Origin of the sequence: Kitasatospora sp. NPDC056783 (assembly GCF_042789895.1) — a bacterium.
Lineage (GTDB): Bacteria > Actinomycetota > Actinomycetes > Streptomycetales > Streptomycetaceae > Kitasatospora.
Window position 1 is genome coordinate 1 of record NZ_JBHUAF010000181.1, and the last position, 16226, is coordinate 16226.

Annotated in this window: 3 protein-coding genes; all 3 read left to right on the top strand. The window is 74.5% G+C overall.

The window, feature by feature from the left end:
* Positions 1-170 precede the first annotated feature (170 nt).
* Entirely contained in the window at positions 171-389 is a 219-nt protein-coding gene (locus tag ACFRMQ_RS24085; protein ID WP_380732666.1) for an MbtH family protein, read from the top strand.
* 60 nt (positions 390-449) lie between these two features.
* Positions 450-5480, top strand: a complete 5031-nt coding sequence (locus ACFRMQ_RS24090; protein WP_380732667.1) for an amino acid adenylation domain-containing protein — start codon at positions 450-452, stop codon at positions 5478-5480.
* Positions 5477-16226 (top strand): amino acid adenylation domain-containing protein (locus ACFRMQ_RS24095; protein ID WP_380732668.1); only part of this gene is annotated, 10750 nt, incomplete at its 3' end. The genes ACFRMQ_RS24090 and ACFRMQ_RS24095, both read left to right, overlap by 4 nt.

Consider the following 16226-nt stretch of genomic DNA (forward strand, 5'->3'; position numbering starts at 1 on the left):
AGCCAGTGGCTCCCCGCGCCCCTTCGCGTGTCCTTCCGCCGCCCCCTCCTCCTCCGTGTCCGGACGGTGACGGATTCGAACGCCAGGACGGGCAGAGATGGCGTATAGCCGCTGCCCCGAGGCTGGTTCACACCATCACCCCCTGTCTCGTGAGGCCGAGGAGATTTTCCATGTCCACTGCGACGAACGACACCACCCCCTCCTTCCTGGTGGTGCTCAACGACGAGGAGCAGTACTCGATCTGGGCCGCCGACCGCGAGCTGCCCGCCGGATGGCGCGCCGAGGGCTTCGCCGGCAGCCGTGAGGACGCCCTGGCCCACATCGGCCGGGTGTGGACCGACATGCGCCCGCTGAGCCTGCGTCAGCGCATGGAGCACACCGCCGCCTGAGCGCGGACGGCCCGCCCCTGACCCGCCCCTCGGCAGCTGCCGACCGTATGAGGAGTACCTATGATTTCCGAGTCGTGGTCGAACGGCTCAACCGGCGAGTTCACCCCCGTCCACGAGCTCGTCGCCCGACAGGCCGCGCGCACGCCGGACCGGATCGCCGTGGTCGACGGGCGGGTCGAGCTCAGCTACGCCCAGCTCGACGAACGGGCGAACCGGCTCGCCCACTTCCTGCGGGAGCAGGGCGTCGGCCCGGACCGCGTGGTCGGCGTCTGCCTGCGGCGCGGCGCCGGCCTGGTGGTCGCGCTGCTCGCGGTCTGGCGGGCCGGCGGCGGGTACGTCCCGCTCGACCCGGACCAGCCGGCCGCCCGGCTCGACTGGACGGTCCGGGACACCCGCCCCGCCCTGGTGCTGGCCGAGGAGGACGCCGCCGGCCTGTTCGCCGGGGCGGCCGTCCGCGTCGTCACCCCCGCCGAACTGCTCACCGCCACCGAGGAGTTCCCGCGTACCACGCCGGTGTCGGGCCTCGCCCCGGCCGACGTCGCGTACGTCATCCACACCTCCGGCTCGACCGGCACCCCGAAGGGCGTCGTCGTCACCCAGGCCGGGATCGGCAACCGGATCGACTGGCTGCTGCGCGGCCCCGGCCTCGGCGCGGACGACCGGGTGCTCCAGAAGACCGCGCTGACCTTCGACGCGCACTGCTGGGAGGTCTTCGCCCCGCTCATCCGCGGCGCCGCCGTGGTGCTCGCGCCGGTCGGCGCCGAGCGCGACCCGGCCGCCCTGCTGCGCGCCACCGCCGAACACGGCGTGACCGTCCTCCAGGTCGTCCCCTCCGTGCTGCGGCTGCTCGTCGAGGAGCCGGGCTGGGCGGGCTGCGGTTCACTGCGGCTGCTCTTCTCGGCCGGCGAGGCGCTGCACGCCGAACTCGTCCACCGGGTGCTGGAGCACGTCGACGTCGAGGTGTGGAACACCTACGGCCCGACCGAGTGCTCCATCGACGTCACCGCGCACCGCTTCGACCGCGCCCAGCTGACCGGCCCGGTGCCGATCGGCCGCCCGCTGGACAACATGCGGGTGCTGGTCGCCGACGCCAACGGCCGGCCGGCCCCGGTCGGCGTGCCCGGCGAACTGTGCGCCGGCGGCATCGGGGTGGCCCGCGGCTACCTGGGCCGCCCGGACCTCACCGCCGAGCGCTTCGTGCCGGACCCGTACGCCAAGGACGGCTCGCGCCTCTACCGCACCGGCGACCGGGCGCGCTGGCGCAAGGACGGCGTGCTGGAGTACCTGGGCCGCGCCGACGACCAGGCCAAGGTCAACGGCGTCCGGATCGAGCCGGGCGAGGTGGAGACCGCGCTCGCCGCCCACCCCGGCGTGGCCGGCGCCGTCGTCACCACCTTCACCGCCGCCGACGGCGGACTGCGGCTGGCCGCGTACGTGCGCACCCGCGACGCCTCCGTGGTCGGCGAGCTGCGCGGTTTCCTGGCCGAGCGGCTGCCGCGGACCCACCTGCCCGCGGCCTTCGTCGAGGTCGCGGAGTTCCCGCTGAACTCCAGCGGCAAGGTGGACCGGCGGGCCCTCCCGGCGCCGGTGCGGGACGCCGGTCAGGCCTCCCACCGGGCCCCGGCCACCGACGCCGAGCAGCGGATCGCCGAGGTCTGGCAGGAGCTGCTGAAGGTCGACCGGGTCGGGCTCGACGACGACTTCTTCCGGCTCGGCGGCACCTCGCTCCAGCTCACCCGGCTCGCCAACCGGCTCTCCGGGCTGTTCGGCCGGGAGGTCAAGCTGCGGGCGCTGCTGGCCGCCGCCACCGTCGAGGCGATGGCCCGGCTGTTCGCGCCCGCCGAGGACACGGCGGCCGAGGAGACCGCCCCGCCGGCCGCCGCGATCGTCCCGGTCCCCCGCGAGGGCGGGCTGCCGCTCTCCTTCGGCCAGCACCGGCTCTGGTTCATGGACCGGATGAACCCGCGGAGCGCCGAATGGGTGGCCGGCATGTTCCTGCGGCTGCCCGCCGACACCCGCGCCGAGCACGTCCGCCGCGCCGTCGACGCGCTGGTCGCCCGGCACGAGGCGCTGCGCACCCGCTACGCCGTCGTGGACGGCGAGTCGCTCCAGTTCGTCCAGGAGCCCTTCGCGGTCGGCATCCGCGAACTCGACGTGGACCGCGCCGAGCTGACCGCGCTGCTCACCGAGGAGTTCGGCCGGGGCTTCGACCTGGAGAACGGCCCGCTGCTGCGCGGCCTGCTGGCCCGGCTGCCCGGCGAGGAGCAGGTGCTCGTCCTGACCATGCACCACATCGCCACCGACGGCTGGTCCTCCGCCGTCATGGAGCGCGAGCTCAAGGAGCTGATCGCCGCCGGGACCGAGCGGCGCGCCGCCGAGCTGCCCGCGCTCCGGGTCCAGTACGCCGACTACGCCGTGTGGCAGCGCGAGCAGTTCACCGACGAGGTCCTCCGCGCCGAACTCGACCACTGGCGCGGTGTCCTGGACGGCGTCACGCCGGCCGGCCCGCCCACCGACCGGCCGCGCGCCGCCGTCCGGGACGGCCGGGGCTCGGTGGTGTTCTTCACCGTCCCCGCCGACGTCACCGAGCGCCTGACCGCGATCGGCCGCGCCCACGGCGCGACCCCGTTCGCCACCCTGCTCACCGGCTTCGGCGCCCTGCTCGCCCGGCACGCCGGCCAGTGGGACCTGCCGATCGGCACCCCCGTCGCCGGCCGGGACCGGGCCGAGCTGGAGAACGTCGTCGGCTTCTTCCTCAACAGCCTGGTGCTGCGCTGCGCCCTGGCCCCCGACCTGGGCTTCGGCGAGGCCCTGAAGCGCGTCCGCGCGGTCTGCCAGGACGCCTTCGCCCACCAGGACCTCCCGTTCGAGCGCCTGGTCGAGGAGCTGGCGCCGGTCCGGGACCTCTCCCGCACCCCGCTCTACCAGGTCGCCTTCGACCTGCACGACGAGGAGTTCAACGGCGCCACCGAGACCGCCGAGGACCAGGACGCCCTGGCCGCCCTCTGGGGCCTCGCCCACACCGACCTCACCCTCTACATGCGCCGCGGCGCCGACGGCACCATGGCCGGGCAACTGGAGTACGCCACCGCGCTGTTCGACGCCGGCACCGTCCAGGCCCTCGCCGACCGCTTCGTGCGCCTGCTCACCGCCGTCGCCGCCGACCCGTCCACCGCCCTCGGCGAACTCGACCTGCTGGCCGCCGAGGAGCGCGCCACGCTGCTCGACGACTGGGCGGTGGGCGAGCCCCTGCCGGTCGGCCTGACCACCCTGGAGCTCTTCGAGCGGCAGGCCGCGCTCACCCCGGACGCCGTCGCCGTCACCGAGTCCGGCCGCACCACCGACTACGCCGGACTGGACGCCGCCGCCAACCGCCTGGCCCACCACCTGCGTTCGCTCGGCGTCACCGAGGAGTCGAAGGTCGGCGTGCTGCTGGACCGCGGCGCGGACCTGCTCACCGCCCTGCTCGCGGTCTGGAAGGCCGGCGCCGCGTACGTCCCGATGGACCCGAGCTGGCCGGCCGGCCGGGTCGCCACCATGGCCGCCGACGCCCAGGCCCCGGTGGTGCTCACCCAGGCCTCGTACGCCGGGCACTTCGCGGCCGGCTACCGGGGCCGGACGGTCGCGGTGGACACCCTCGCCGGCCCGCTCGCCGAACTCCCCGCCACCGCACCGCGGTCGCGCCCCGACCTGGACCGCCTCGCGTACGTGATCTACACCTCCGGCTCGACCGGCAAGCCCAAGGGCGTCGCCGTGCCGCACCGCGGCCTGGCGGGCCACCTCCGGTGGGCCGTCGCCGAGCTGGCCTCGAAGGGCACCGGCGGCGGGGCGGTGTTCTCCTCCGTCGCCTTCGACCTGGTGGTGCCGAACCTGTGGGCCCCGCTGCTGTGCGGGCAGACCGTCACGATGCTGCCGCAGCAGCTCGACCTCTCCGAACTCGGCGACCACCTCGTCGCGGCCGGCCCGTTCAGCTTCCTCAAGCTCACCCCCGGCCACCTGGAGGTGCTCTCCCGGCAGGTCACGCCCGAGCAGGCCGCCGCGCTGGCCGGCGTCGTGGTGGTGGCCGGCGAGGCCCTCTCCGGCACGCTGGCCGGCGAGTGGGCCGACCGGCTCGGCGAGGGCCGCCTGATCAACGAGTACGGGCCCACCGAGGCCTCCGTCGGCACCTGCACCCACCCGGTGCCGGCCGGCGGCACCCCGGGCACCGTCCCGATCGGCCGCCCGCTGCCCGGCCTGACCATGTACGTCCTGGACCAGGACCTGCGCCCGCTGCCGACCGGCGCGGTCGGCGAGCTGTACGTCGGCGGCACCGGCGTCGCCCGCGGCTACGCCGACCAGCCGGAGCTGACCGCCGAGCGCTTCCTGCCGGACCCGTACGGCACCCCCGGCGCCCGGCTCTACCGCACCGGCGACCTGGCCCGCTGGCTGCCCGAGGGGGCCGTCGAGTTCCTCGGCCGGGTCGACAACCAGGTGAAGATCCGCGGCTACCGGATCGAGCCGGGCGAGGCCCGGGCCGCGCTGCTGCGCCACCCGGGGGTGGCCGAGGCGGTGGTCGTCGCCCTGATGAGCGAGACCGGCGGCGGTCAGCCGGAGGCCCGGCTCGCCGCCTACTACGTCGCCGCCGACCCCGCCGCGGCCGGCGCCGCGCCGACCGCCGCGGAGCTGGGCGCGCACTGCGCCGAGCACCTGCCCGGCTACCTGGTGCCGACCAGCTACACCCCGCTCGACGCCCTGCCGCTGAACGCCAACGGCAAGGTCGACCGGGCCGCCCTGCCCGCCCCCGAGGAGGTGCGCGAGCGGGAGAGCGTCGCCCCGCGCACCGTCGTCGAGGAGCGGATCGCCGAGATCTGGCAGGACCTGCTCGGCACCGCCGTCGGAGTGCACGACAACTTCTTCCACTCCGGCGGCAACTCGATCCTGGCGATCACCCTGATCGCCGAACTCCAGGCCGATTTCGAGATCCGGATGCCCGTCCGGGCCGTCTTCGAGGGCCCCACCGTCGCGGAGATGGCCGCCGCCGTCGAGGCCGAGATCACCGCAGAGATCGACCAGCTGACCGACTCCGAGCTGATGGAGGAGCAGAAGGCATGACTTCCGCCGAGACCGAGAAGAACTCCGCGGCCGCCCGCCGTGAGGAGCTCCTCCGCAGCCGGCTGGCCGGGCGCCGCGGCGCCCGCCGGGCCACCGGCATCACCCGCGCCGACCGCACGCGGCCGCTGCGGCTGTCCGCCGGACAGCAGCAGATGTGGTTCCTGAACCGGCTGGACCCGGAGAGCGCCGAGTACCTGGTGCCGCTGGTGCTCCGGCTGCGCGGGACGCTGGACGCCACCGCCCTGGAGAGCGCCTGGAACCGGATCGTGGCCCGCCACGAGGTCCTGCGCACCCGCTACGCCCTGCTGGGCGTCGAGCCGGTCCAGCTGGTGGACGAGGCCGCCCCGGTCACGCTGCCGGTGACCGACCTCGCCGGGGAGCCGGAGCGGGCCCGGGAGGAGGTCGAGCGGGCCGTCCGCCGCGGCTTCGACCTGGCCGCCGAGTGGCCCGCCCGGGCCGGCCTGGTCCGGCTGGCCGAGGACGACCACGTGCTGACCGTGGTGTTCCACCACATCGCCTGCGACGCCTGGTCGGTGAACCTCTTCGCCGCCGAACTGGGCGCCTCCTACACCGCCGCGCTCCAGGGCGCCGACGCCGCGCTCCCCGAACCGGACGTCCAGTACGCCGACTTCGCCGCCTGGCAGCGGGAGCAGTTGGACGGCCCGGCGATGCGCAAGCAACTCGACTACTGGCGCCAGCAGTTGGCGGACAGCGCGGACACCGAGCTGCCCACCGACCGCCCCCGCCCGGAGGTCCGGGACATCACGGGCGCCGACGTGCCGCTCACCTTCTCCGCCGAACTGGCCGCCAAGGTCCGCGCGCTGGCCGACGCGCACGGCACCACGCCGTTCGCCGTCCTGCTCACCGCCTTCCAGGTGCTGGCCGCCCGCCACAGCGGCCGCACCGACGTCAACGTCGGCACCGTGGTCTCCGGCCGCACCCGCCCGGAGCTCCAGCGCCTCATCGGCTACGGCATCAACACCCTGGTGATGCGCGCCCGCTGGAACGACGACCCGGGCTTCGGCGAGCTGCTCGACCGGGCCCGCGCCACCGTGCTGGACGCCTTCGACCACCAGGAGGTGCCCTTCGCCCGCCTGGTCGACGAACTCCAGCCGGAGCGCGACACCTCCCGCACCCCGCTGCACCAGATCGCGCTGACCTGGCACGAGGAGCGCGACGGACTCCTCACCCTGCCCGGACTCGCCGTCGAGCCCTTCGAGTTCGCCGACGTGACCGCCAAGTACGACCTGCTGCTCCAGGTCGAGGAGCGCAAGGACGGCGGCCTCGGCGGCCGCCTCCAGTACGCCACCGCGCTGTTCGACCGGGCCACCGCCGAGCGGATGGCCGGCCACCTGGCCGCCCTGCTCGACGCGGCCACCGCCGACCCGGCCCGGCCGGTCTCCCGGCTGGAGCTCCTCGGCGCCGACGAGCGCGCGGTGCTGACCGGCGCCCTGGACGGCCACCTGCCGTCCGAGCCCGTCCGCACCACCCTGCACCAGCGGTTCGAGGAGTGGGCCGCCCGCACCCCGGACGCGGTCGCGGTCGTCGCCGACGGCCGCGAGCTCACCTTCGCCGAGGTCAACGAGCGGGCCAACCGCCTGGCCCACCACCTGCGTTCGCTGGGCGTCGGCCCGGAGGACCTGGTCGGCGTCTGCCTGGAGCGCGGCGCGGAGCTGGTGCCGAGCCTGCTCGGCGTGCTCAAGTCCGGCGCCGGCTACCTCCCGCTCGACCCGGCCAACCCGGCCGAGCGCCTCGGCTACATCCTCGCCGACTCGGGCGCCGAGGTCGCCGTCGTCCACCCGGCCACCCGCGACCTGATCGCCCCGGTCTTCACCGGAGAACTGGTCGACACCGAACTGGTCGGCACCGCGCCGGTCGGCGCCGGGGCCGCGGACGACCCGACGGCCGACCCCGAGCCGCTCTCCGGCCCGGAGAACACCGTCTACGTCATCTACACCTCGGGCTCCACCGGCAAGCCCAAGGGCTGCGTGCTCACCCACGCCAACGTGCTGCGCCTGTTCGACACCACCCGGCCGCGGTTCGGCTTCGGGCCGGACGACGTCTGGACGATGTTCCACTCCTACGCCTTCGACTTCTCCGTCTGGGAGATCTGGGGCGCCGTGCTGCACGGCGGCCGGGTCGTCGTCGTGCCGAGCCTCACCGCGCGGGACCCGGAGCTCTTCCTCGACCTGCTGGCCGAGCGGCGCGTCACCGTGCTCAACCAGACCCCGTCCGCCTTCGCCCAGCTGATCCGGGCCGACGGCCGCCGCACCACACCCGCCGAACTCGCCCTGCGCACCGTGGTGTTCGGCGGCGAGGCGCTGGACTTCGCGGCACTGTGCGAGTGGGTCGAGCGTCGCGGGCTGGACACCCCCGAGCTGGTCAACATGTACGGCATCACCGAGACCACCGTGCACACCACCCACCACCCGGTCGGTGCCGCGGACCTCGCCGCCGGAGCCGGCAACGCCATCGGCCACCCGCTGGCCGACCTCGGCATCCGGCTGCTCGACGCGAACGGCGAGCTCGCCCCGATCGGCGTCCCCGGCGAGATCCACGTCGCCGGACCGGGCGTGGCCCGCGGCTACCTCGGCCGCCCCGGACTGACCGCCGAACGCTTCGTCCCCGACCCGTGGGGCCCGGCCGGCTCCCGCCTCTACCGCTCCGGCGACCTCGCCCGCCGCCGCCCCGACGGCACCCTGGAATTCCTCGGCCGGATCGACACCCAGGTCAAGATCCGCGGCTACCGCATCGAACTCGGCGAGATCGCCAAGGTGCTCCAGGAGCACCCGGGCGTCAAGGACGGCGTCGTGGTGGCCCGCGAGGACACACCCGGCGACAAGCGCCTCGTCGCCTACCTGGTCCCGGCCGGGGCCGAGCTGCCCGCCGGCGCCGACCTGGCCGGGCACTGCTCGGCCGCGCTGCCCGGCTACATGGTGCCCACCGCCTTCGTCGCCCTGGAGCGCGTCCCGCTCACCGTCAACGGCAAGCTCGACCAGCGCGCCCTGCCCGCCCCCGACCAGGGCGACCTGGGCACCGGGGCGGCGTACGTGGCCCCGCGCACCCCGGTCGAGGAGCAGGTCGCCGCGGTCTGGGCCGAGGTGCTCGGGGTCGAGCGGGTCGGCGTCGAGGACGGCTTCTTCGAGCTCGGCGGCGACTCCATCCGCGCCGTCGCGCTGGTCGGCGCGCTGCGCGAGAGCGGCTTCGACCTCGCCGTCCGGGACGTCTTCGAGCACCGCACGGTGGCCCGGCTCGGTGAGCTGATCACCGGCCGCCCGGCCCCGGCGCCGGACCTCACCGCGGTGGAGCCGTTCGCGCTGATCTCCGACGAGGACCGCGCGCTGCTGCCCGAGGGCGTCACCGACGCCTACCCGCTCTCCCAGGTGCAGCTCGGCATGGTGGTCGAGATGCTGGCCGACGAGGGCCTGAACAACTACCACAACGTCAGCGCCGGCCGGATCAAGGACGACCGGCCCTTCGACCACCCGGCGTTCGAGGCGGCCGTCCGCCTCGTCACCGAGCGGCACGAGATGCTGCGCACCTCGATCCACCTGACCGGCTTCTCCCGCCCCATGCAGCTGGTGCACGCCACCGCCGCCACCGCCGCCGGGACGACCGACCTGCGCGGCCTGGGCGCCGAGGAGACGGCCCGCCGGATCCGCGCCCACACCGCCGCCGAGCGGGCCGACCTGTTCGACCTCACCGTCCCGTCGCTGATGCGCTACCACGCGCTGGTCACCGACGACGGCTGGTGGATCGCGGTCACCGAGTGCCACCCGGTCATGGAGGGCTGGAGCCAGCACTCCCTGCTGATGGAGATCCTGCGCACCTACGTCCGCATCCGCGACGGCCTCGCCCCGGAGAGCCCCGAAGTCCCGGACGTCCGCTTCGCCGACTTCATCGCCGGCGAGCTGGAGTCGCTGGAGTCGCCCGAGGACCGCGCCTACTGGCAGGGCGTCGTCCAGGGCCACGCCCGCTACCTGCTGCCGGCCGGCTGGGGCGACGCCACCGCCGAGCGCGGCACCGTGAAGGCCGCCGCCGACCTGCGCGACCTGGAACCCGCGCTGCGCGCGCTGGCCACCAAGGCCAAGGCCTCCTTCAAGAGCGTCGTGATCGCCGCCCACCTCAAGGTGCTCAGCCAGCTGACCGAGGAGCGGTCCTTCCACTCCGGCCTGGTCTGCGACGCGCGGCCCGAACGGCTGGGCGCGGACCGGGTGCTGGGCATGTACCTCAACACGCTCCCGATCGTCCACGACCGCTCCGCCCGGACCTGGCGCGAGCTGGTGGCGTCGACCTTCGCCCACGAGGTCGGCCTGTGGCCGCACCGCCGCTACCCGTTCCCGGCCGTCCAGCGCGAATGGGGCGGCGCCGAGCGGCTGATGGAGGTCTACTTCAACTACCAGGACTTCCACCAGATCGACGGCGACCTGCTCGACCAGGAGACCGAGGCGATCGACGACAGCCCGACCGAGTTCCCGCTGACCGTCGCCTCCCGCGCCGGGCACATCATCCTCACCGCCGCCCCGCGCAGCATCAGCCCCGCCAACCTGGAACGGATGGCCGGGATGTACCGCGCGGTGCTGGAGGCGATGGCCGCCGACCCGGACGGCGACGCCACGGCGATCCACGTCTCCCCCGCCGAACTGGCCCTGCTCACCGACGGCGCCGCCCAGCGCGTCACCCCGGTCGAGGCCACCGTGCACGAGCTGTTCGAGCGCCAGGCGGCCCGCACCCCGGACGCCCTCGCCGTCTCGGCCGGCGACGTCCACCTGACCTACACCGAGGTCAACGAGCGGGCCAACCGCCTGGCCCACCACCTGCGTTCCCTCGGCGTCGGCGCGGAGGACCTGGTCGGCATGTGCCTGGAGCGCGGCGCCGACCTGCTGCCCACCCTGCTCGGCATCCTCAAGTCCGGCGCCGGCTACCTCCCGCTGGACCCGGCCCACCCGAGCGACCGCCTCGGCTACGCCCTGGAGGACTCCGGCGCCAAGCTGGCGATCGTCTCCCCCGGCACCGCCCCGGTGCTGGCCGGCGTCTTCCCCGGCACCGTGATCGAACTGGTCCGGGACGCCGGGGAGATCGCCTCCCGACCGGCCGTGAACCCGGAACCGGTCTCCTCCCCCGAACACGTGATCTACGTGATCTACACCTCGGGCTCCACCGGCAAGCCCAAGGGCTGCGTGCTCACCCACACCAACGTGGTCCGGCTGATGACCACCGCCCACGAGCACTACGGCTTCGACGGCTCGGACGTCCTCTCGATGTCCCACTCGTACGCCTTCGACGTCTCCGTCTTCGAGATGTGGGGCGCGCTGCTGTTCGGCGGCCGGGTGGTCGTCGTCCCGCAGGCCGTCACCCGCTCGCCGGAGGACTTCCTCGACCTGCTGGTCGCCGAGAAGGTCACCGTCCTCTCCCAGACCCCGACCGCGTTCCGCTCGCTGGTCTCCGCCGCCGTGGAGCGGGACCCGCGACTGGCCCGGCTGGAGCTGCGCGCCGTCGTCTTCGCCGGCGAGAAGCTCGAAGTCCCCGAACTGCGGCCCTGGGCCGACCTGATGGGCCTCGACCGGCCCCGGCTGATCAACATGTACGGCATCACCGAGACCACCGTGCACTCCACCTTCCACCGGATCGAGGAGGACGACCTTGACCCGCTTGCGGGCAACCGCGTGGGCGACCCGCTCGGCGATCTTCGGATTCATCTGCTGGACCACGCCGGGCGGATGGTCCCGGTCGGCGTCCCCGGCGAGATCCACGTCGCCGGACCGGGCGTGGCCCGCGGCTACCTCGGCCGCCCCGAACTGACCGCCGAACGCTTCGTCCCCGACCCGTGGGGCCCGGCCGGCTCCCGCCTCTACCGATCCGGCGACCTCGCCCGCCGCCGCCCCGACAACACCCTGGAGTTCCTCGGCCGGATCGACACCCAGGTCAAGATCCGCGGCTACCGCATCGAACTCGGCGAGATCGCCGGCGTGATGCTGGAGCACCCCGGCATCCGGCAGGCCGTCGTGGTGGTCCGGGACGACCGGCTGGTCGGCTACCTGGTGCCCAGCGGCGAGGAGGGCCCCTCGGCCAAGGAGCTGCGGGCACTGCTCGCCCGCTCGCTGCCCGACTACATGGTCCCGGCCGCGTTCGTCACCCTGGCGGCGATGCCGCTGACCGTCAACGGCAAGTTCGACAAGGCCGCGCTGCCCGCCCCGGACGGCCTGGCCCAGGTCGACGAGGCCGCGTACGTGGCCCCGCGCACCCCGGTCGAGGAGCAGCTCGCCGCGGTCTGGACCGAGGTGCTCGGAGTCGAGCGGGTCGGCGTCGAGGACGGCTTCTTCGAGCTCGGCGGCGACTCCATCCGCGCCGTCACCCTGGTCGGCGCGCTGCGCCGGGCCGGGTACGACGTGGCCGTGAAGGACGTCTTCGAGCGGCGCACCGTCGCCGGGCTGGGCGAGCTGATCACCGGCCGCCCGGCCCCCGCCGAGGCGCCCGCCGCGGTCGAGCCGTTCGCGCTGCTCCCCGACGAGGACCTGGCGGCCCTGCCGCGGGGCGTCGCGGACGCCTACCCGGCCACCCAGGTGCAGCTCGGCATGCTGGTCGAGATGCTCTCCGGCGGCGAGGCCAGCTACCACCAGTGCGTCTCGTACCGGATCACCGACGAGCGGCCCTTCGACGAGTCCGCGCTGCGGCTGGCCGTCCGGGAGCTGACCCGCCGGCACGAGACGCTGCGCACCTCCTTCGACCTCACCGGGTTCTCCACCCCGCTCCAGCTCGTCCACCGCGAGCTGGAGGTCCCGGTCACCGTGCACGACCTGCGCGAGCTGGACGGGGCGGGCCGCCGGGCCGCGCTGGAGGCGTTCTTCGCCGCCGAGCGCGCCGACGTCTTCGACCCCGCCGCCCCGCCGCTGCTGCGGGTCGCGGTGCACCTGGACGAACCGGGCGGCTGGCGGCTGGCGTTCACCCAGCCGCACGCGCTGACCCAGGGCTGGAGCCAGTTCGCCCTGCTCACCGAGCTGGTCGAGGTCTACCGGGCGTACCGCGACGGCGGCGAGGCCGGCCCGTACGAGGCGCCGGGCGTGCGCTTCGCCGACTTCGTGGCCGGGGAGCTGGCCTCGCTCGCCTCGGCGGAGGACCGCGGCTACTGGCAGGGGATCGTCGGGCGCCACGCCCCGGTCACCGTGCCGGCCGGCTGGGGCGCCCCGGGCGAGGGCCGCCCGCACGTCAGCCAGGTGCCGCTCGGCGACCTGGAGCAGCCGCTGCGGGCCTTCGCGGCCCGGGCGAAGGTGTCGGTGAAGAGCGTCCTGCTCGCCGCCCACCTCAAGGTGATGAGCCAGCTGACCGAGGACGGGCGCTTCCACACCGGCCTGGTCTGCGACGCCCGTCCGGAGGCGCCCGGCGCCGACCGGGTGCAGGGCATGTACCTCAACACCCTGCCGTTCGCGGCGGACCGCTCCGCCCGGACCTGGCGCGAGCTGGTCGAGCAGGTCTTCGCCCGCGAGGTCGAGCTCTGGTCGCACCGCCGCTACCCGCTCCAGGCGATCCAGCGCGAACTGGCCGGCGGCCGGCGGCAGATCGACGTGATCTTCAACTACCACGACTTCCGCGGCTTCGACAGCGAGGAGATCGACGCCACCGCCGCCATCGGCGAGAGCAGCACCGAGTTCGCGCTCAGCGTCGCCACCGGCGGCGCCGGCCTCAACCTGACCGCCGACACCTCGGTGCTCAGCCCGGCCAACGGCGCCCGGCTGGCCGGGATGTACCGTGCCGTGCTGGCCGCGATGGCCGCCGACCCGGACGGCGACGCCCGCACCACCTACCTCGCCCCGCAGGACGAGGAGCGGCTGGCCGCCTGGACGGCCACCGACCGCGAGCAGGTGTGGCTGATGGCCGAGGCCGAGTTCGAGCGGCACGCCGCGCTCACCCCGCACCGCCCGGCGATCACCGCCGACGGCGTGGTGCTGGACTACGCCGAGGTCAACGCGCGGGCCAACCGGCTCGCCCACCACCTCCGCGGGCTCGGCGTCGGCCGGGACACCCTGGTGGGCATCTGCGCCGACCGCTCGCCGTCCACCGTCATCGCGGTGCTCGCGGTGCTCAAGGCCGGCGGCGCCTACCTGCCGCTCGACCCGGACCACCCGGCCGAGCGCCTGGGCTACATGGCCCAGGACGCGGACATCGCGGTGCTGCTGACCGAGACCCACCGGATGGCGCCACTGCTGTCCGCCGCCCCGGGCCTGGCCGCCCTGCCGGTGCTGCTGGACCGGCCGGAGGAGTGGAGCCACACCCCGTCCGAGAACCCCGCCCCGCTGGCCGGGCCGGACGACCTCGCCTACGTCATCTACACCTCCGGCTCCACCGGCCGCCCCAAGGGCGTCCTGGTGCACCGCCGGGGCATGGCCAACCACCTGCTGGCGAAGGTCGAGGACCTCGCCATCACGGCCGCCGACTCGGTGGTGCAGAACGCCTCGATGGCCTTCGACATCTCGGTCTGGCAGATGCTCTCCACCCTGGTGGTCGGCGGCTCGGTGCGGGTCGTGGACGCCGCGACCTCGGTCGACCCGCTGGCCCTGCTGCCCCGGGTCGCCGAGGAGCGGATCACCGTCCTGGAGGTCGTCCCCTCGCTGCTGCGCGCCGCGATGGACGCCTGGGACTCCGGCGCGCTGACCGTCGAACTCCCCTTCCTGCGATGGATGGTGGTCACCGGAGAGGCCCTGCCGCCGGACCTGTGCCGGCGGTGGTTCGCCCGCTTCCCCGGAGTGCCGATGGTCAACGCCTACGGCCCGACCGAGTGCTCGGACGACGTCACCCACGCCCTGATCGCCGCCGGCGACCCGATCGGCGAGGCCCGGGTGACCATCGGCCGCTCGGTGCGCAACACCCGACTGCGCGTCCTGGACGCCGGGATGGCGCCGGTTCCCGTCGGCGTGGCGGGCGAGCTGTACGTCGGCGGCGTGGGCGTGGCCCGCGGCTACGGCGGCCGGCCCGAGCTGACCGCCGAGCGCTTCCTGCCGGACCCGTGGGGCCCGGCAGGATCGCGGCTGTACCGCACCGGCGACGTGGTCGCCTGGAACGACGAGGGCGGCCTGGAGTTCCTGGGCCGGGTCGACCACCAGGTGAAGATCCGCGGCGTGCGGATCGAACTCGGCGAGATCGAGGCGGCGCTGACCCGCCTGCCGTACATCGCGGAGGCCGTCGCCGCGGTCCGCACCGACCCGAACGGCCACCAGCGCCTGGTCGGCTACCTGGTGCCCGTCGGCGGGGAGCCGGCCCGGCCGGACGAGCTGCGCGAACTGCTGGCGCGGTCGCTGCCGGACACCATGATCCCGCAGCTCTTCGTGGAGCTGGACACCATCCCGCTCACCGCCAACGGCAAGGTGGACCGCAACGTCCTGCCCGAGCCCGGCTCCTGGACGGAGTCCGACCGCGCGTACGTCGAGCCGCGCACCGACACCGAGAGGCGGATCGCCGCACTCTGGTCGGCGGCGCTCGGCATCGAGCGGATCGGCACCGAGGACAACTTCTTCCGCCTCGGCGGCGACTCGATCCTGGTCATCAAGGTGATCGCCGCCGCCCGGCAGGCCGACCTCCCGGTGACCCTCTTCATGCTCTACCAGCACGACACCCTGGGGCAGTTGGCGGCAGCGGTCGACCTGGCGACGGGCCGCGCCCCGCGCGCCCTGGACACCCCGGCACCGGCCGCCCCGGCCGTCTCCCCGGTGTCGCGGCCGGCCTCGCCCCCGGTCTCGCTCGACTCGCTGACGGCCGTGCTGGAGGAGGTCGGAGTCCCCGGCGCGAGCATCGCGGTGGTCGAGGGCGGAGAACTGGTCGCCCTGGAGGCGCTGGGCACCCTGGCCGCCGGGTCGAGCGAGCCGGTGACGGCGGACACGCTCTTCCAGGTCGGCTCCTGGGGCAAGCACGTCACCGCGCTCGGCGTCCTGATGCTGGTCCAGGAGGGTCTGATCGGCCTGGACGAGGACGTCAACCGCTACCTCACGTCCTGGCGACTGCCCGGCCTGATCGGAGTGACGGTCCGTCAACTGCTCAGCCACACCGCAGGGCTGACCGAGACGCCGAGGCGCGGAGTGCGGCGCGGGCAGCGGGTGGCCACCCCGGTGGAGCTGCTGCGCGGCGAGGTCCGGCCGGCCTCCGGCCCGGTCCGGCAGGAGATGGCGGGCACCTTCCGGCAGTCCAACGCCCACTACACGCTGCTGGAGCAGATGGTCACGGACGTGACCGGCGAGGCCTTCGCCGACCTCATGGACACGCTGGTGCTGGGCCCGCTCGGCATGGCGCACAGCGGCTTCGACCAGTCCTTCCCGGAGACCGCCGGCCGGCCCGTCGCCCTCGGGCACGACACCGAGGGGCGGACCCTGGAGGGCGGCTGGCTGATCCACCCGGAGAAGTCCGCGGCCGGCCTGTGGAGCACCGCCGCCGACCTCGCCAAGCTGGAGATGGAAGTCCGCCGCTGCTACCTCGGCCGCCCGCTCGGCCTGATCGGACGCGAACTCGCGGAGCAGATGCTGACCCCACACAGCACCAGCTTCTTCGGCCTCGGCACGATCGTCGACGACAGCGGCCCGGACGTCGAGTTCGGCCACGGCGGATCGCCGGGCGGCTACCAGGCGGTCTCGATGTTCAAGGTCCACCAGGGCTCCGGCCTGGTCGTCCTCACCAACGGCGAGTCCAGCGCCCGGGTCGTCAAGGCCGCCTCCGCCGCCCTCCAGCCGGGCGGCGCGGCCGACGCGCGCTTCGGCGACTGGC

Coding starts and splice junctions, on each gene's coding strand:
- ACFRMQ_RS24090 (WP_380732667.1), top strand. CDS start 450: ATGATTTCCGAGTCGTGGTCGAACGGCTCAACCGGCGAGTTCACCCCC.
- ACFRMQ_RS24085 (WP_380732666.1), top strand. CDS start 171: ATGTCCACTGCGACGAACGACACCACCCCCTCCTTCCTGGTGGTGCTC.